The organism is Dokdonia donghaensis DSW-1 (assembly GCF_001653755.1).
Classification (GTDB): Bacteria; Bacteroidota; Bacteroidia; order Flavobacteriales; family Flavobacteriaceae; genus Dokdonia; species Dokdonia donghaensis.
The window spans coordinates 1696998-1714830 of sequence record NZ_CP015125.1; the positions used below are offsets into that span (position 1 = coordinate 1696998).

Below are 17833 nucleotides of genomic sequence, written 5' to 3' on the forward strand. Positions count from 1 at the left end.
AAATGATAAACCAAGTTAAAATTCTTATAATTGGTCCAATAGCTGATTTTGGAGGTAGAGAGGTTGAAGCAAAAATTTTAGCAAATAGTTTTGTTAAATTTTATATGGTAAACTTTCTTTCCACTATTCACATGACAGAAAAGTCATATGCATTATTAAATCATAAAAATTTTACTTGGAGTAACGTATCAAGAAAAATATATCAAGAGCATTTATTGATAAGGTTATCGAGTAAGCTTACTAAATTTTTGAATGGTAGAGTTGATGCTCCCATTACTTTTATGGGAAATAAAGTTACGCATCAATTATATGATTTTAATAAGCTTTATTTGCAGACAATTCAGAGTGCTATCTCAGAAAATGATGTTATTGTTTTCTGTGGAGATTTTCAATCAAAATGGTTAAAAGAAATAGTTGACTATTCATTTACGCACAAAAAAAAGTTTCTTTTTAGAACAACTGGGACAATTTATGCAATAACCGATGAGTTGAAGTCTATCTTTAAAAATGATTATAGAATTTTAATACATTCTAAGCTCAATGGTCTTGCTACGGATAAAATATGGACAAACAATAAAACAATTATTGATCAAACTACTTTAAATGAAGGGCAACTATTAAAAATTCCATTAGATTACGGTAAAAATATAACTTACGGTTATCTAGGTCGTTTTGGCAAGGAAAAAGGAATTTTAGAATTATTGCAAATAACAGATTCATTAAGAATACCTATCATTTTTGCTGGTGATGGCCCGTTTAAAAGTGAGGTTATTGAATTTTGTTCAAAGCGAACAGAACGCGCTTTCATAGGTAAATTAAAAAGTGAAGAGATAACAACATTTTTTTCTAAAATAGATGTCTTAATTATTCCATCGTTAGAGGAGGCTGGTCCTTTAGTAGGTATAGAGGCAATGGCAGCCGGTAAAATAATCATCTCTACTAAAGTAGGAGCAACCCAAGAACGTCTAGAGGATACAGATAATCAATTTTGGTTTGATATAAATGACCCTCAATCGCTTTTAGATACAATTAAGTTTGTTGAGTCCTTATCCCAAGACGAACTAGTTAGAGTTAAAAGACAAGTAAGAGAACGTTATCTTGCAAAGTATAGTAATACAGAAGTTGCTTCTCAATACATTAGCATTGTTAAAGAATTGCTTAATTGAAAATTCTAACCGTAGCCATACCGAATCATCACTTTTTTCAATGGGTAAACCAGCTGGAAGAAGCTGGTTATGAAGTCTATTGGTTTGATATTACAGACAGTGGTCCGTCATCTCAAAAAATCCCTTGGGTAACTCAAATAAAGGGATGGAGACTTCGATACGATTTTCCTCTACGATCACGTGTAAAAAAGTATTTTCCTAAGACGTATAAGTATATTCAAAAACTTAATGAAAATGCAGTAGATATTGCTTTCGCGAAAGCGCTAAAAACTATAAATCCCGATATAATACATTGCTTTGAGATGCAACTTTCAGGCCTACCTATTTACTCAATAATAAAAGACATAAACGTACCACTCATTTACTCGTCGTGGGGGAGTGACCTTTATAGTTATGAGAGCCTCGGTATGAGCAACAGTGAGGTAAATAATTTTTTAGGCAGAGTAGGTTTTTTAGTGACAGATTGTAATAGAGATAAAGAAATCGCTCGTCAAAATGGTTTTAAGGGACATTTTTTAGGTGTTTTCCCTGGTAATGGAGGATTATCAATAAAGGAACAATCAAGCATAGCTACTTCAAGTAGAAAAAACATCATTATAAAAGGATATGATGATGGCGTAGGGCAAGCTCTTGTTGTTTTAAAAGCACTAGAGATTGTACCCTACGATGTATTAAAGACCTTCAAAATAATAATTTATAGCGCAGATAAAATTGTTGAAAAGTATGTAAATAACGCTACTTTTTTTAAAAATCTAGAGGTACGTTTATATCCTCGTTATCGTTTTATAGATAATGAAGAATTACTCATAATGATGGGAGAGAGTGCTATACATATAGCTAGCAGTCTTTCAGACGGGATGCCTAATGCGCTCTTAGAAGCTATGGCTATGGGGGCTTTTCCCATACAATCTAATCCAGGGGGAGCGACCCAAGAAGTAATAACAGATGGTGAGAATGGCTTTCTTATTAAAAACCCACTAGATACCATAGAGATTGCCCATCATATAGAGGCAGCGCTAGTTAATGAAGGTTTAAGAACCAGAGCACAAAAAATGAATACTACATTTATACAGGATCACTATAGTAGAAGTACCTTACAACCCCAGATTATAGCATTATACAAAGAGGTGTATTATAAGCAACTTTCATAATGGATATTTCATTTTTAATTGTAACCAGAAACAGACCAAAAGCTCTTAGAGTTACACTTGATAAGCTGGCAGATATTATAGATCTAGCTAGCCAGGAGGTGTGGGTACATATAGACGGCTGCGAGAAAACATCGCCACTAATTAATGAGTATAAATGGGTGCAATGGAGCAAAAGCGAGAAGAGCCAGAGCGCCTCACCCGCTCGTAACATATTATATAAAAAAGCCAGTGGAACCATTTTTATAGGGCTTGATGACGACGCGCACCCCATAAGCCCAAATTTTATAGAAGAGGTTTTAGTGCGCTTTCGCGAAAACAAGCATCTCGGTATTCTTGCCTTTCAAGAAGTCCGTGGTATATATAGTGCAGATGTAGATGCCCTTGCAGTAAAACGCAGCGGAAAAGCCTATGTTACAAATGATTTTGTAGGTTGTGGATTTGCAGTAAGTAAAAAAGCATACAATGCTACAAATGGTTTTCCGCTATGGATGGATATTTACGGAGAAGAGTCTGCCGTAGCCATAGAAGTACTAGATGCCGGTTATGAAATTATTTATGATTATAACCTTATTGTAAATCATAGAGTAGATGTTGAAAAACGTAAGTCTATGGGGAGAAATTACTTTAGATTTGAACATCAGTTAAAGAATGTCATAAGTTTTTACCTAGTATACTACCCAAAACCAGCGTTAAAAATAGCAAAAACGCTTTTTCATAATTTTAGAAAATATGCAATAAAGGACACAACTTATTTTATGTCTTTTATGAAAGTATGTGGGCGTACTTGTATAGATTTTAGAAAAATCTTAAAGTATAGATCGCCTGTAAACCAGCAAACTATCAGCCATAAAGATAAATTAGCACCTCTCAAGTATTAATTTTAGATGACTAGCCATCTACAGTTGGGGCATAATTCAATAAGAAACACTTACCTTTTAACCGAAAAATACATACTTTTATCGACCAACTATGTAGAACTTGTTAAATAGTTCTTAACTCAAACCCAACCAATGAGAAAAATAGGATTTATCCCCTTGCGCAAAGGCTCAAAGGGCATACCAGGTAAAAATAAAAAGAAGCTGCTAGGCCGTCCTTTATTTTGCTGGGCGCTTGGTGAGGCAATTGCATCTCAACTAGACACCATTTATATTTTTACAGATGATGATGATATCATCACTTTTGTTCATAAGGAATACCACTGGACAGACAAGGTAAAGACCATAAAACGTAGCGAAGAAAGCGCTACAGATGCAGCTTCTACGGAGATGGGAATGCTAGAGTTTGTAAATGGTCTAGAAGAGCCTTTTGATATAGTATGCTTATTGCAAGCAACCTCTCCTTTTACTACTTCGGTAGATATAAATGCGTGCATAGATAAAGTGCAGTCGGGAGCAAATTATGATTCGGCACTTACGGTTGTAAATACGCATCGTTTTACTTGGTATGAAGACGGTACACCAAAAAATTATGACGTTTTTAATCGCCCACGTAGACAAGATTTTGAAGGCTTACTTATAGAGAATGGAGCTTGTTATGTGACTACAATTAGCGCTTTTCGCGAAAGCAAAAACAGAATAAGCGGTAACATCGCCACAGTACAAATGCCTGAAGATAGCCTCACAGAGATAGATACACTCACAGACTGGAAAATAGCAGAAGAATTACTAGCTGCTCGTTTAAAAGCTAAGAAACAAAGCAACCGTATCACCCATCTTATACTTGATGTAGATGGCGTTTTTACAGATGGTTGTATTTATTATGGTGCAGAGGGCGAACTTATGAAAAAGTTTGATATGCGCGATGGTATGGGGCTAGAGATATTGAGACAGTACAACGTTGAGGTGATGGTAATGACCTCAGAAGACTCACAGGTTGTGGCTTCTAGAATGAAGAAGCTCAAAATTAAAGACGTCTTTATGGGCGTAAAAGATAAATACAGTCTGCTTTCTAGAATCGTAACTGATAGGGGGCTATCATTTTCAAACATTGCCTATATAGGTGATGATGTAAATGATATGGCAAATATTTGTGTAGCAGGATGGTCATTTACCCCAGCTAATGCGACAATGCCTATCAAAAATCACGCAGACGTAATACTAAAGAATAATAGTGCAGAAGGAGCCATACGCGAGGCCTGTGACTTTATTATAAAATATAACAATAGATATGAGTAATTATAAAGCTCCTTACACCATTGCAGAGATAGGTGGTAACCACAAAGGTGATATGGAGATAGCAAAAGAAATGATCAAAGTAGCCGCTATCTTTTGTAAGGTAGATGCCGTAAAATTTCAGAAGCGACACAATATAGAACTGCTCACTAAGGAGCAGTATGAAGCCCCACACCCTAACCCTATAAACTCATATGGAGATACGTATGGAGCACACAGAGAGTTTTTAGAATTTGATGTAAATCAGCACGCAGAGCTTAAGGCTTTTTGTGAAGAATTAGGTATTACCTATGCAACTTCGGTCTGGGATACAACGAGTGCAAAAGAAATAGCTGGACTTCATCCAGAGTTTATAAAAATACCTAGTGCTTGTAATAATCATTACGAAATGCTAGGCTGGTTATGTGAAAATTACAACGGAGAGATACATTGCTCTACAGGGATGACTACTAGAGATGAGATCGAGGAGTTAGTACAGTTTTTTGAAAAGCATAACAGAGGGAAAGACTTAGTACTTTATAACTGTACATCTGGATATCCAGTACCCTTTCCAGATGTTTGTTTGCTGGATATTAAAACGCTCATCGAGAAGTATGGCGATCGTGTAAAGCACATCGGGTTTTCTGGACACCATCTGGGTATTGCTGTAGATGTTGCTGCTTACACCCTAGGGGCAAATATAGTAGAGCGTCATTATACATTAGACCGTACTTGGAAGGGTACAGATCACAGTGCATCACTGGAACCGGCAGGTATGCGCAAACTCGCGAGAGACTTAAGAGCAGTACATCAAGCACTAGACTATAAAGGGACAGATATCTTGCCCATTGAGCAAGTACAACGTGATAAGCTTAAGTATCGTAAAGCATAATAATGGGTAAAAAAGTTTTCATTCTTTTTCCAGATGGCGTAGGCCTACGCAACTTTGCTTTTACTAAGTTTAAAGAAGTAGGAGAGGCGCAAGGATTTGATATCACTTACTGGAATAACACGATATTCTCGTTAGAAAAGGAATTGGGTTATAAAGAAGTGGTGATTGAAAACACAAGAATTCATCCTAAAACGCCTACACTTAGTCACGCAAGAAAAAGGGTAGAACTTGCGCTTTCGCGAAAGCGTGAAAAGGATAATGTCTATCCTACCTATCGTTTTCCATTACAGTGGAATGGTATAAAGAAGGCCGTAAAAAGTGCTTTTGTAAAGTATCACGAAACCTTTAGTGCTACACCAAAGGGTTGGCAACGCATAATGAACCAAATGCAAGCCGCCGAAAGGTCTACTGTTCGTTACAAGGAGCTTAAAGCACAACTAGAAGAACACCGTCCAGATATTGTTTTTTGCACCACACAGCGCGCTACACAGGCCATTGCACCTATACTAGCGGCGCAGGACCTTGGGATAAAAACGGCGTGCTGGATATACAGTTGGGACAACCTACCTAAGGGAATGACCACGATAGAGACGGATTACTATTTTGTATGGTCTGAGTTGATGAAGGAGCAGCTCTTACAGTATTACCCAAAAACAAGAGCAGAACAAATATTTGTAACGGGAACTCCACAGTTTGAGCCTCATTATGATAAGGATTTATTGCTTTCGCGAAAGCAATTTTGTCTAGAGCACAACCTTAGCGAAGAGACACGATACATTTGCTTTTCTGGGGATGATCAAACCACGTCACCACTGGATCAATATTATCTAGAAGACACGGCAATTGCTGTGCGCAAGTTGAGAGAGGAAGGTGAAGATGTAGCTATTGTATATAGAAAGGTTCCTATAGATTTTTCGGGTAGATATGATGAGGTTTTGGCTGAGTATAGTGATGTCATAACACCTATAGACCCTTTGTGGAAACCTATGGGCTCACAATGGAATCAAGTAATGCCTACTAAAGAAGATTTTGCTTTACTAGTAAATAATTGTCACCACTGCGAGCTTGTGGTAAACATATGCTCGAGTATGGTGTTTGACTTTGTGGTTCACGATAAGCCTACTATTTACCCTAATTATGAGCAGCCACAACTTAAGAAAGGAATACGTGACATAGGGCAGAACTATAAATACGTCCACTTCCGTTCTATGCCAGATTATGATACAAGTGTCACTTGGGCAATGAATAAAGAGGAGATTTATGATGGAATTAAGGGCTTACTTAATGGTAGTCTTAATCCAGTGCCTGTCACAAAAAAGTGGTTTGGGATTGTAAATAAACCAGAACAGCCAGAGAAGGCAAGTGAGCGTATTTGGGAGGGTGTAAATCAAATTCTTGGTTAATGCTTTTTAATTCTTTTGAATATCTCTTTTTTCTCCCACTGGTCTTTACGATTTACTGGTTCTTATTAAAGAACACTGTAAAAGGTCAAAATATATTTGTTCTTCTTGTAAGTTATTTGTTTTATGGATGGTGGGACTGGCGGTTTCTCGCGCTAATAGCCTTCAGCACACTTGTAGACTATGTTGTGGGGCTTAAAATGTCTCGAGAGCATTCTCAAACAAGAAAAAAGGGACTTTTAATCGTATCCTTAACTATCAATCTTGGGCTTTTAGGGTTCTTTAAATACTATAACTTTTTTGTAGATAGTTGGATTTCGGCTTTTGATACATTAGGAGTCTCAATGCATAAAAGTACACTGGATATAATTTTACCTGTAGGAATCTCTTTTTATACTTTTCAAACACTTAGTTATACAATTGATATTTATAGAGGCAAATTAAGGTCTACATTAAGTTTAATAAATTTTGCAGCTTATATATCCTTTTTTCCGCAGCTTGTTGCGGGTCCTATAGAACGCGCCACAAATTTATTGCCGCAGTTTGTAAAGAAGCGAGTATTTAATGAAGAAAAAGCAATCTCAGGTGTTAACCTTATTATCTGGGGTTTATTTCAAAAGGTTGTTATTGCAGATAGTTGTGCTCCTTATGTAGATGCTATTTTTGGGGGTTATCAAGAGGTTAATTCGCTTAGTTTGGCCCTTGGTGCGGTATACTTTGCTTTTCAGATTTATGGAGACTTTGCGGGATATTCAAATATAGCCATAGGCTCTGCCCGATTACTTGGGTTTGATTTGATGCGCAATTTTAACTACCCTTATTTTTCTAGAGATATGGCTGAGTTCTGGCGAAGATGGCATATTTCCTTATCTACTTGGTTTCGTGATTATGTATATATTCCTCTGGGAGGGTCAAGAGGAACAAAAGTAAATCAATTGAGAAATGTCCTTATAATTTTTCTAGTGAGTGGCCTTTGGCACGGTGCAAACTGGACCTTTGTATTCTGGGGAGCGTTACACGCGTTATTTTTCATACCCATACTACTCTCTAAATCTAATAGAAAGAATCTAGATCAAGTTGCACATAATACTATATTGCCTAATTTTAAAGAGATACTGCAGATGCTATGTACATTTATTCTAGCCTGTATAGCCTGGGTGTTTTTTAGAGCAGATGGGGTGAAAATAGCTGGAAGATATTTGTATAGACTTTTTACCGACTTAACTTTTGATATTGAATTTATATCAAATGATAGATATACAGTAGAGCTATTGTTGTTAATAGCTATTTTTATAATAATAGAGTGGATTCACAAAAGATATGAACATCCTTTTCAAGGCAAGTGTAAGTTTGTGAAATTAGCCTTTATACTACTATTAATTTTTACTCAAGGGGCATATTCTAACCCGAATGACTTTATATATTTTCAGTTTTAATGAGGAGCTTTTTCAAATATATAGGTGTAATCTCGATAATTATAGTAGTACTATTATTGCTTTTAGATGTAATTTATACGGCAGCATATCAAAATGAAGTGCCTAGAAATAAGGTGCAACTAGTTGCAAATATGAAAGAATCTCATATAGATTATATTTTTTTAGGTAGCTCTCGTACAGAGAATCATATAGATTGCGAGCTTGTAGAAAAATTAACAGGTAAAAGCTGTATAAATTTAGGAATTCAAGGTGGAAGACTTAATGATTATAAAATATTGGTGCGACTTCTCAAGCAGAATAGCATTTCCTTTGAAAAGCTCTTTGTTCAAGTAGACTACATTTATAATTTTAAGGGTCATTCACCTTCATTTATAGCATCATTTATGCCTTTTCTAAATAGTAATAACCTACCTCCAAATATTATCGATGATTTAGGCTTACCTGATTATTACTCAGTACCTTTTTTAAGGTATGCGGTAAATGATAGTAAAATAGGTTTTAGAGAGACGTTTATGCAATACCTAAGGAAACCTTCAAGAGTAAACTATGAGAGTGGCTTTTCACCTTTGCAAGGAGTAGGGAGTCATATAAGTGGTCATTTTCCTAATAGTATTGTAAGTACAAACGAAGCATTAGAGGACATAGTACAGCAAGTAGAGCAGGATAAACTTATTTTGTTTACAGCGCCTTATTGTGAAAATGGAGAGAATAGAAATACTTTTTTGAAAGCACTTAAGGAGCGTCATATAAGTTTAAAAGATTATTCTAAACTATTTGATGCTAATTCTGAGTACTATGTTAACTGTGGTCATCTCAATGAAAAAGGTGCGAATCAATTTACTAAGATTTTAACCCAAGATATTCTTATAGACTAATGCACATTGCTTACATCACACCAGAGTATCCCCATCCAGAATTAGGCAATTCTGGCGGTATGGGCACGAGTATAAAAAATCTCGTGACTGCTCTTTGTAAAATGGGTCATAAAATCAGCTTATTTGTTTATGATCAACATAAAACGGACACTTTTATTGAAGATGGGGTGACTTTTCATTTGATAGCCAAAAAGCATTATAAGATAGGAGGGTTCTACTTTTATAGAAAGCATATAGAGCAGTATATAGATAAGCATAGTAGTGATGTCGATATTATCGAGGCACCAGATTGGACAGGAATCACCGCCTTTATGAGCTTAAAAAAGCCACTTGTAATACGTTTTCACGGAAGTGATACCTACTTCTGTCATATTGAGGGACGACCACAAAAATGGAAAAATGCTTTCTTTGAAAAACGAGCAGTAAGAAAAGCAAAAGCATTTATTGCACCTACACAATTTGCGGGTAAAAAAAGTATACAGCTCTTCAAACAGCCGTTATCAAAACTTAAAATTATCCATTATGGATTGGAGTTAGATAAATTCAATAATAATTCTCCAGAAGAATTTATATCTAAACGTTTACTTAATATCGGGACACTTATTAGAAAGAAAGGAGTGTTTCAATTGATAGAGATGTTTAATAAAATTATAATTGCGCATCCTACTGCAAAACTTCATTTTATAGGGGCAGATAGTTATGATGTACAAACCGGTAGTGCTTCTACTTGGCAATTAATGCAAGAGATAATGAGCCCTGCAGCTATAGAGGCCATTACTTATTTAGGTAAAGTACCTTATGGCCAAGTTAAAGAGGAGATACAAAAAGCACATATATGCGTGTTTCCTTCTCTTGCAGAAACACTTGGTATGGTTACTATTGAATCTATGGCTTTACAAAAGGTAGTAATTAATACTAGTATAGGTTGGGCACAAGACCTTATAGAACACGGTAAGGATGGTTTTATGCATCATCCAGATGATATTGATGCTTACGTTAACACAGTAACAACAGTGTTTGAAAATGATGCTCTCAGGAAGAGAATTATAAAAGCAGCAAGAGAAACTATAGAAGAACAATTTGATATTAATTACGTTGCTCAGAGCAACGTTTCATTTTATAATTCATTGATCTAATTTGATAGTAATATATCACATAAATAATTGCGTTATATCTGTGCGTAAACTTGATGGAACTGAACTTTCTTTTAAGAAAGGTAGACCAAACGAGGTGCTGTTTGAGATTGCAAGTAGGTTTAAGGAAGAGTACGTTTTATGGTGTAGTGAAGAGGCGCGTCATAACCTCAATATTGATGTACTAGAAAAGTTGTTTGATCACCATAGACTAATGCTTAGCTATGGTGATGTAAATAGACCATTTTTGACTAAAGATATAGGTTATATAGAAGATACTCCTTTTGTGAAAATACCTGGAGATGTTACGTATCCCACTTGGCAAATGCATAGCTATGTGGGAGGAATACACGCAACTGTTCTTAATGAAATAAGTACTTCCGTAAATGTTGATGTAAACTTCGATTTTTTACTTAATTCTATCGCAAAAAAGGCACAAGCACAAGGTTTAATTTGCCTGTCAGAACCCCAATTAGTTAAGGATCAAGCCTTAGTAAAAAGTCTTATAGCTACAAGAGAAGAACTATATACTTTTGTAAGTAAACATTATAAGAAAAGATGGCTGTTTTTTCTGTTTATTATGCACGCGAAGTATTCTCGTACTTATCCAGTAGTAAATGTACTAAGATGTCTTTTTAAAAAGAATTCAAGCCACATAAATATTGATTTTAATAAGATTGTATTTGAAACTTTTAAGCCAGAGGGTAGTCTACCATTACAAATAGATGTTGTTATACCAACATTGGGAAGAGAAAAATACTTAGTTGATGTCTTAAATGACTTTAAAAATCAAACTTTATTACCTAAAAAGGTGATTGTTGTAGAGCAAAATCCAGATATTAATAGTTCATCAGAATTAGATTATCTCTATAGTGAAAACTGGCCATTTGAGATTGACCATATGTTTATTCATACGACGGGTGTTTGCAATGCTAGAAATTTAGCCTTAAAAAAATGTGCCTCAGAATGGGTTTTCTTGTTTGATGATGATGGTAGGCTTACTAATGACACATTACAAGAAATACAAAAAACGCTTTTCAAAACAAATGCAAAATGTATAAATATGTCATATTTGCAAAAAGGCGAGAAGGAAACTAATGTTCACCTTAAGCAATGGCCGTATTTTGGTGCAGGCTGCAGTGTTATCCATAAAAGTGCACTAGTAAATGTATCTTTTGATCCTGCTTTAGAGCACGGTTATGGCGAAGATGTAGATTTTGGTATGCAAATACGTAACAATGGAGCAGATATACTCTATGCACCCAACATAAAAATCACACACCTAAAAGCACCAATAGGAGGGTTTAGAAGTAAAAAAGTTTTTCCTTGGCAGATAGAGGGAGCGATTCTTCCGAAACCTTCGCCACAAGTAATGTATCACAGGGAAAAAAACACAACAAATAAACAATTAATAGGTTATAAATGGGTGCTGTTTTTTAAATTTTATAAAGAAAACAGCATCAAGAATCCTATCTCGTATATACGATACTTCCGTTCCGCTTGGGAAGCTAGTCAAAAATGGGCTCAAAAACTTCCATTCAATGACTGAAAAACTCTCTCTAATAATTTGCACATATATGCGCCCAGTAGCGCTTACCACGCTACTAGACTCTGTAAAAACCCAAACGGTTTACCCAGATGAGATACTCATCATAGATGGAAGTGTTAATGATGAGACAGAGGTACGCTTTCGCGAAAGCGGAATAAAGAACCTCACCTATTACAAAGTTTCAGACGCACAAAGAGGTCTTACTAAACAGCGGAATTTCGGTATAGATCGAGTAAGTAATACGATGGATGTGGTGTGCTTTCTAGATGATGATACAGTGCTTGAACCTACATATTTTGAGAAAATACTTGATGTGTATCAAGCATATCCTAATGCTTATGGAATAGGAGGTTACATTAATAACGAAGTGCAGTGGGAGCGTGCAGAAACATTAAATCCAAGAGACATACATCACTTCTATTATGATGGGTATAGAAGGAAAGAGGGAGCTCGTTTTAAACTAAGAAGAAAGTTAGGTCTAGATGCAAATACTCCACCAGGCATCTTACCGAAATATGGTCACGGCAGGTCTGTTAGTTTCTTGCCTCCTACTGGAAAAATTTATGAAGTAAAACAGCTTATGGGAGGAGTCTCCAGCTTTCCTCTAGAGGTTTTGAAAAAGAATAAATTCTCTGAATATTTTGAAGGTTACGGTCTTTATGAGGATGCAGATTATACATTCAGAATTTCAAAACTAGGACAGCTATATGTACATACAGGCGCAAACCTTGCGCATCATCACGACGCCTCTGGAAGGCCTAATCAATATCATTATGGTAAGATGGTAACACTTAATGGCTGGTATGTGTGGAGAGTGATGCACCCTGAGCCTGGATGTATTAATATTATAAAATGGTATGCGATAAGTAGTGTTTTGACACTTATTCGTTTTGTAAATGTGCTTACTACTTCTAGCCGTAAAGAAGCATTAACAGAAGCTCTGGGTCGCACTGTTGGTCTTTTTAGCTTACTTTTAAGCAAACCTAGATAATGCGTTATAAAAAGGACATACAACGTTATAAAGAGTACAGTAAGAGCAGTGCATTATTACTGGTGTTAACACAGCAAGGATTGTGGGCTTTGTTTGTATATCGTTTCTTTAATGCCATTTATAGATCTACAATGCCTAAGATTGTAAAAGCACCCTTACTGGTTGTTGGTGTTTTTTTTCAGAAATGGATTGAAGTGATTACAGGGATAACACTACCCTATGCAGCAACAATAGGTGAAGGCTTGTATATAGGTCACTACTCAGGTATAATTATTAGTCCAGAAACTGTAATAGGGAAGCATTGTAATATCTCGCAAGGAGTAACGATAGGTGTGAGTGGACGAGGAGCACACCGCGGTGTTCCTACAATAGGTAATCGTGTTTATATGGCTGCTGGAGCTGTTATCGCAGGAGGAATAAATGTAGGTGATGGGGCTGTTATAGGAGCAAACTCCTTAGTAATTACAGATGTTAAAGAAGGTACTACAGTATTGGGAGTACCCGCAAAGATGGTAAGTGCTAAAGATTCTAAAGATTACATATAATGGATTTTTTAGTTATTTCTGATGCTCCTATCTTAGATAAAAAGGGAATATATGAAGGGTATGCCCCTTATATAAAAGAGATGAATATTTGGCTTGATTCTGTAGATCAAGTAACCTTTGTATGTCCCACTAGTTATAAAAGAGCACTACTCAATGCTCCATTTGATAGACAGGACATCAATATTAAAAGTCTCCGAAGACTAGAATTTAACAGCATACTTGTTGCACTTATATCTATACTTACATTGCCGTATCAAGCCATCGTTTTATGGAGTGCTATGCGTAAGGCAGATCACATACACTTGCGGGCTCCGGGTAACCTGTGCTTACTTGCTTGTATGGTACAAGTTCTGTTCCCTAATAAGAAGAAAACTGCCAAGTATGCTGGAAATTGGGACCCTTTGTCAAAACAACCACTCGCTTACAGACTTCAAAAAAAGATTTTATCGAGTACCACACTTACTAAAAATATACAAGTACTAGTGTATGGAGAGTGGGAAAATAGTACCAGTAATATCACCCCTTTTTTTACAGCAAGTTATTACCTAGAAGAGATAGACTCTTTTAAAAAGAGAAATTTTGATAAACCTTTAAGAGCAATTTTTGTAGGTACAATGGGAAGTAATAAACGACCATTTGAAACGGTACAGCTTATAAACAAGTTACGTAAAGTTGGTCTTGATATAGTGCTTGAGATGTTTGGCGATGGTCCACAAATGGAAGATATTAAATGGTATAGGAAGGAAAATGGTCTCCTTGAATACGTCATTTTGCGAGGAAACCAACCGGCAAACGTAGTAAAAGAAGCCTACAAAAGATCTGATCTTGTCATACTATTATCAAAAAGTGAAGGCTGGCCTAAGGTTATTGCAGAGGGTATGTTTTGGGGAGCAATTCCTATAGTTACTCAAGTTTCTTGTGTTCCTTGGATGCTAGATAATGGCAGTAGAGGAATACTTGTTGATAATCCAGATAAAATAAATACCACTCAACTAATCAAACAGCTAGAAGATAGTGCATCTTTACAGAAAATGAGTAATGCTGCCACACATTGGTCTAGGCAGTATACGATGGACACATTTACAGCTCAGATAAAAGAATTGCTTTAATGAGAGTATTACAACTTATAGACTCACTAGATGGAGGAGGGGCAGAGCGTATGGCGGTAAATATTGCAAACCTTAACGCTAAAGAAGGCATCACTTCTTTTTTATGTAGTACAGTAAAGTCTGGGGCACTTGAAAAGATTATTAATAACAATGTAAATTTTTTTATTCTAGGTAAATCTGGTAAAATAGATGTAAAGGCTTTCGTGCGTTTCTTTCATTATGTAAAAAATCACGACATTCAAATTATACACGCGCACTCTACATCTGTTCAGCTGGCTGTATTTACTAGACTGAGATATCCACATATCAAGGTAGTATGGCATAATCATTATGGAATGAGTACAAAAATGCGTGGCTTGTCCTTATTTAAGATTAAATTACTTTCAAAGTTTATCAATGTTAGTATAGCGGTGAGTGAAGAATTATTAAAGTGGTCAACTCAAAATTTAAGTATTGAGCATAATTATTACTTAAATAATTTTCCTGTATTTTCAACAAACTTTATTGAGCAGACTAAGCTTTATGGAGAGTTTGGTAATCGGGTATTACTATTGGCAAATCTTAGGCCCATTAAAAACCATATAGCCTTAATAGATGCATTTATTGAAGCCTGGACTAGTTTTCCTCGCTGGACTTTACACCTAGTCGGAACTGATTTTGGAGATGAGTACGGTCAATCTGTAAGAGAATATATAGTAAAGCATAATTTAAAGGATAGTGTCTTTGTATATGGATCAAGACAAGATATCCCGTATATTTTGAGTCAAGTAAATATTGGTGTTATTGCTTCAAAATCTGAAGGTTTACCACTTTCTTTACTAGAGTATGGTAATGCATCTTTACCAGTAATTGTTACAAATGTAGGTCAGTGTGAAGAAGTAGTAGGTAAAGATGGAATTGTAATAAATGATGTCAAAACAGAAATGCCTCAAGCGTTAAAAAAACTCTTTGCCTCTGAAGGTCACGATTTAAAAAAGATGGGAAGTGCATTAAAAAAAAATATAGATAAACATTATAGTGCGCAGAAATTTATGCAATCATTATTACCTATTTATAATGTATTAGTTAAGGCTAAATGAATTTAAGTAAGCAACATTGGTACATTATTTCCTTATTAGTACACGTACTTATAGGTGCAGTGATTTTTTTTCAAAAATCATTCTCAACAGTATATTTTCTCATAAGTATTGCTTTTTTTCTTTTTCACATATTAAAAACTGGAAATAAGAATAATGAAGCGCTTATGGCTGCGGCTTATATGACGGGTGCTGAGGTGTTTTTTAGAATGACGCAGGCGGTACGCATTTATGAGGCGGGAAAATATACTGTAATTGCATTTATGCTTATAGGGCTTTTTTTAAGTGGTACCAGTCGTAAATCTGGTATATACTGGTTCTATATATTTTTACTGTTTCCCAGTATACTCGTTACAGCTATAAATTTAAAAATAGGGTCAGATGTTAGAAATGCAGTATTCTTTAATCTGAGTGGACCACTCTGCTTAGGACTCTCTGCATTATACTGCATAGATAGAAGGTTAACTTATAAACAGTTGTCGTATCTCGCAAAATGGCTGCTATTGCCTATTATAGCAATGGCTTTATATATTACACTAGGCACTCCAGATTTAAGAGAATCTCTCAATAGTACGGGTGCAAATTATTCTGCAACAGGTGGTTTTGGGCCTAATCAAGTGTCTACAATGTTAGGTTTAGGAATGTTTGCCGCACTGGTCCAACTGGTAGTGCATAGCAAAAATAAATTATTATTATTTACACATTTGTTTATTATTGGGTTTTTACTTTATAAGGGTATAATTACGTTTTCTAGAGGGGGAGTTCTTACGGGGCTTATTATAAGTGCAGTTTTTTTAATCGTATATTTTGCCGGAGCAAAGGCTGTTGCTAGACGACGTATGTTTACCTATTTAATACTATTAAGTATTGTATTAGGTGTAGCCTCCGTTTATAGCTCTTTTCAAACCAACGGCCTTATAAATAAACGTTATACAAATAGGGATGCTGCTGGAAGACTTAAAAGCGACATTACAACGGGTAGAGCTGAGCTCCTAGAGTCCGAAATTTCTGCTTTTTATGAAAACCCTTTAGTGGGTGTTGGAGTGGGTAAAATTAAAGAATACAGAGAAGAAACTACTGGCTTGAGTGCTGCTTCTCATAACGAAATGAGTAGACTATTATCAGAGCACGGCATCCTAGGTTTAGTAATACTGGGCATTTTAATTATTTATCCATTAGTTTATAGATCTAAAAACAGGCGTAACTATCTGTTTTTTTCGGCGCTGTTGTTTTGGTTTTTAACAATAAACCACTCCTCAATGCGAATTGCGGCACCAGGTTTTATTTATGCTTTATGCCTATTAAATATTGTAAATGAAAACAAGAAAACTCCTGTACGTAGGCAACGCGCTCTCCGCTAGTGGTAAAACGCTTGCTACTATAGAAACCTTGAGCCCGCTGCTCGAGCAGGAGAGCTATGACGTAATAATTACATCTCAAAAGCCTAATAAACTTCTCAGGTTGCTGGATATGATTGCTACCTTTTACAAGGTTAGGGACACTGTAGATGTCGTTCTAATTGATACCTACAGCACGCTTAACTTCTGGTATGCAGTGATCATAGGGAGGCTTTGTAGCAAGAGTAACCTTCCTTATATTCCCATCTTACACGGTGGTAATTTACCAGAGCGACTAGAAAAAAAACCGGGTATCTGTAAAAAGTTATTTGGTGATGCCAGCTGTAATGTTGCGCCTAGTGGTTATTTATATAGCGCTTTCGCGAAAGCGGGATTCTCAAACCTCATACACATTCCTAATACACTTGAGATAGAAAAGTATCCGTTTACAGAGAGGGAGAACTTTAAACCCAAGTTACTCTGGGTGCGATCATTTGCCAAAATATACAATCCTTTAATGGCGATTAAAGTTTTAGAACAGCTCCTCACTCATCATCCGGATGCTACGCTCACGATGGTAGGGCCAGAAAAGGATGGGAGTTTGCAAAGCTGTAAAGAGTATGCTAGAACTAATAATTTACCCGTGACTTTTACTGGAAAATTATCAAAAAAGGAGTGGATTAAAGAGAGCACAAAACACGATATCTTTATAAATACCACAAATTTTGATAATATGCCGCTAAGTGTAGTTGAAGCAATGGCTCTAGGCTTACTCGTAGTATCCACCAGTGTGGGAGGAATGCCTTATCTTATAAGTGATAAAGAAGACGGCTATCTTAGTCCACCGTCAGACGTTAAGTTGTTTACTGAGAAAGTGGTAAACGCAATTTCAAACACTAATGACAGTATCAAGATTACACAAAAAGCTCGAGATAAGGTAGCTGCATATGACTGGGAATCAGTCAAAAGCAAGTGGCGTCAAGTGCTCTACTAATTTTATGATATATTTACATCTCTAACCAA

16 protein-coding genes are annotated in these 17833 nt (G+C 36.0%); all 16 read left to right on the forward strand.

Annotated elements, in window-relative coordinates:
- Nucleotides 1-2 precede the first annotated feature (2 nt).
- The 16 genes from I597_RS07555 to I597_RS07630 all read left to right on the forward strand — a co-directional run bounded on the left by I597_RS07555 (nucleotide 3) and on the right by I597_RS07630 (nucleotide 17804).
- Nucleotides 3-1166, forward strand: coding sequence for a glycosyltransferase family 4 protein (locus I597_RS07555; RefSeq protein ID WP_035328048.1), 1164 nt, complete (start codon nucleotides 3-5; stop codon nucleotides 1164-1166).
- On the forward strand, nucleotides 1163-2317 hold the full coding sequence (locus I597_RS07560; protein ID WP_035328050.1) for a glycosyltransferase family 4 protein: 1155 nt from the start codon (nucleotides 1163-1165) through the stop codon (nucleotides 2315-2317). The genes I597_RS07555 and I597_RS07560 overlap by 4 nt, the downstream gene beginning before the upstream one ends.
- Nucleotides 2317-3195 (forward strand): glycosyltransferase family 2 protein, encoded by an 879-nt coding sequence (locus I597_RS07565; RefSeq protein ID WP_035328051.1) that lies wholly within the window; start codon nucleotides 2317-2319, stop codon nucleotides 3193-3195. Before I597_RS07560 ends, I597_RS07565 begins: the two co-directional genes overlap by 1 nt.
- 132 nt (nucleotides 3196-3327) lie before the next feature.
- Nucleotides 3328-4491 (forward strand): acylneuraminate cytidylyltransferase, encoded by a 1164-nt coding sequence (locus I597_RS07570; RefSeq protein ID WP_035328053.1) that lies wholly within the window; start codon nucleotides 3328-3330, stop codon nucleotides 4489-4491.
- Entirely contained in the window at nucleotides 4484-5359 is an 876-nt protein-coding gene (locus I597_RS07575; RefSeq protein WP_035328054.1) for an N-acetylneuraminate synthase family protein, read from the forward strand. The genes I597_RS07570 and I597_RS07575 overlap by 8 nt, the downstream gene beginning before the upstream one ends.
- A 2-nt stretch (nucleotides 5360-5361) precedes the next feature.
- Entirely contained in the window at nucleotides 5362-6762 is a 1401-nt protein-coding gene (locus tag I597_RS07580) for a glycosyltransferase family protein (protein ID WP_035328056.1), read from the forward strand.
- On the forward strand, nucleotides 6762-8195 hold the full coding sequence (locus I597_RS07585; protein ID WP_035328058.1) for an MBOAT family O-acyltransferase: 1434 nt from the start codon (nucleotides 6762-6764) through the stop codon (nucleotides 8193-8195). Before I597_RS07580 ends, I597_RS07585 begins: the two co-directional genes overlap by 1 nt.
- A 131-nt stretch (nucleotides 8196-8326) precedes the next feature.
- Entirely contained in the window at nucleotides 8327-9070 is a 744-nt protein-coding gene (locus tag I597_RS07590; RefSeq protein WP_236884370.1) for a hypothetical protein, read from the forward strand.
- On the forward strand, nucleotides 9070-10206 hold the full coding sequence (locus I597_RS07595; RefSeq protein WP_035328061.1) for a glycosyltransferase family 4 protein: 1137 nt from the start codon (nucleotides 9070-9072) through the stop codon (nucleotides 10204-10206). Before I597_RS07590 ends, I597_RS07595 begins: the two co-directional genes overlap by 1 nt.
- Before the next feature lie 40 nt (nucleotides 10207-10246).
- Complete coding sequence (locus tag I597_RS07600; protein WP_081965022.1) at nucleotides 10247-11752, forward strand: glycosyltransferase family 2 protein; 1506 nt, start codon at nucleotides 10247-10249, stop codon at nucleotides 11750-11752.
- Nucleotides 11745-12743, forward strand: coding sequence for a glycosyltransferase family 2 protein (locus I597_RS07605; RefSeq protein ID WP_035328065.1), 999 nt, complete (start codon nucleotides 11745-11747; stop codon nucleotides 12741-12743). Before I597_RS07600 ends, I597_RS07605 begins: the two co-directional genes overlap by 8 nt.
- Nucleotides 12743-13288 carry a serine O-acetyltransferase gene (locus I597_RS07610; protein ID WP_035328067.1) on the forward strand — a complete coding sequence of 182 codons (546 nt, stop codon included), beginning with the start codon at nucleotides 12743-12745 and terminating at the stop codon, nucleotides 13286-13288. The genes I597_RS07605 and I597_RS07610 overlap by 1 nt, the downstream gene beginning before the upstream one ends.
- Nucleotides 13288-14397 (forward strand): glycosyltransferase family 4 protein, encoded by a 1110-nt coding sequence (locus tag I597_RS07615; protein ID WP_035328070.1) that lies wholly within the window; start codon nucleotides 13288-13290, stop codon nucleotides 14395-14397. Before I597_RS07610 ends, I597_RS07615 begins: the two co-directional genes overlap by 1 nt.
- Entirely contained in the window at nucleotides 14397-15476 is a 1080-nt protein-coding gene (locus I597_RS07620; RefSeq protein WP_035328074.1) for a glycosyltransferase family 4 protein, read from the forward strand. Before I597_RS07615 ends, I597_RS07620 begins: the two co-directional genes overlap by 1 nt.
- A complete protein-coding gene (locus I597_RS07625) occupies nucleotides 15473-16834 on the forward strand; it encodes an O-antigen ligase family protein (protein ID WP_035328076.1) in 1362 nt (453 codons plus the stop codon). Before I597_RS07620 ends, I597_RS07625 begins: the two co-directional genes overlap by 4 nt.
- Entirely contained in the window at nucleotides 16788-17804 is a 1017-nt protein-coding gene (locus I597_RS07630) for a glycosyltransferase family 4 protein (RefSeq protein WP_035328078.1), read from the forward strand. Before I597_RS07625 ends, I597_RS07630 begins: the two co-directional genes overlap by 47 nt.
- Nucleotides 17805-17833: the final 29 nt, after the last annotated feature.

Bases quoted from the DNA above. Each gene is read 5' to 3' on its own strand.
- I597_RS07555 (WP_035328048.1), top strand. From the start codon at position 3: ATGATAAACCAAGTTAAAATTCTTATAATTGGTCCAATAGCTGATTTT.
- I597_RS07565 (WP_035328051.1), top strand. From the start codon at position 2,317: ATGGATATTTCATTTTTAATTGTAACCAGAAACAGACCAAAAGCTCTT.
- I597_RS07570 (WP_035328053.1), top strand. From the start codon at position 3,328: ATGAGAAAAATAGGATTTATCCCCTTGCGCAAAGGCTCAAAGGGCATA.
- I597_RS07575 (WP_035328054.1), top strand. From the start codon at position 4,484: ATGAGTAATTATAAAGCTCCTTACACCATTGCAGAGATAGGTGGTAAC.
- I597_RS07580 (WP_035328056.1), top strand. From the start codon at position 5,362: ATGGGTAAAAAAGTTTTCATTCTTTTTCCAGATGGCGTAGGCCTACGC.
- I597_RS07585 (WP_035328058.1), top strand. From the start codon at position 6,762: ATGCTTTTTAATTCTTTTGAATATCTCTTTTTTCTCCCACTGGTCTTT.
- I597_RS07590 (WP_236884370.1), top strand. From the start codon at position 8,327: ATGAAAGAATCTCATATAGATTATATTTTTTTAGGTAGCTCTCGTACA.
- I597_RS07595 (WP_035328061.1), top strand. From the start codon at position 9,070: ATGCACATTGCTTACATCACACCAGAGTATCCCCATCCAGAATTAGGC.
- I597_RS07605 (WP_035328065.1), top strand. From the start codon at position 11,745: ATGACTGAAAAACTCTCTCTAATAATTTGCACATATATGCGCCCAGTA.
- I597_RS07610 (WP_035328067.1), top strand. From the start codon at position 12,743: ATGCGTTATAAAAAGGACATACAACGTTATAAAGAGTACAGTAAGAGC.
- I597_RS07615 (WP_035328070.1), top strand. From the start codon at position 13,288: ATGGATTTTTTAGTTATTTCTGATGCTCCTATCTTAGATAAAAAGGGA.
- I597_RS07620 (WP_035328074.1), top strand. From the start codon at position 14,397: ATGAGAGTATTACAACTTATAGACTCACTAGATGGAGGAGGGGCAGAG.
- I597_RS07625 (WP_035328076.1), top strand. From the start codon at position 15,473: ATGAATTTAAGTAAGCAACATTGGTACATTATTTCCTTATTAGTACAC.
- I597_RS07630 (WP_035328078.1), top strand. From the start codon at position 16,788: ATGAAAACAAGAAAACTCCTGTACGTAGGCAACGCGCTCTCCGCTAGT.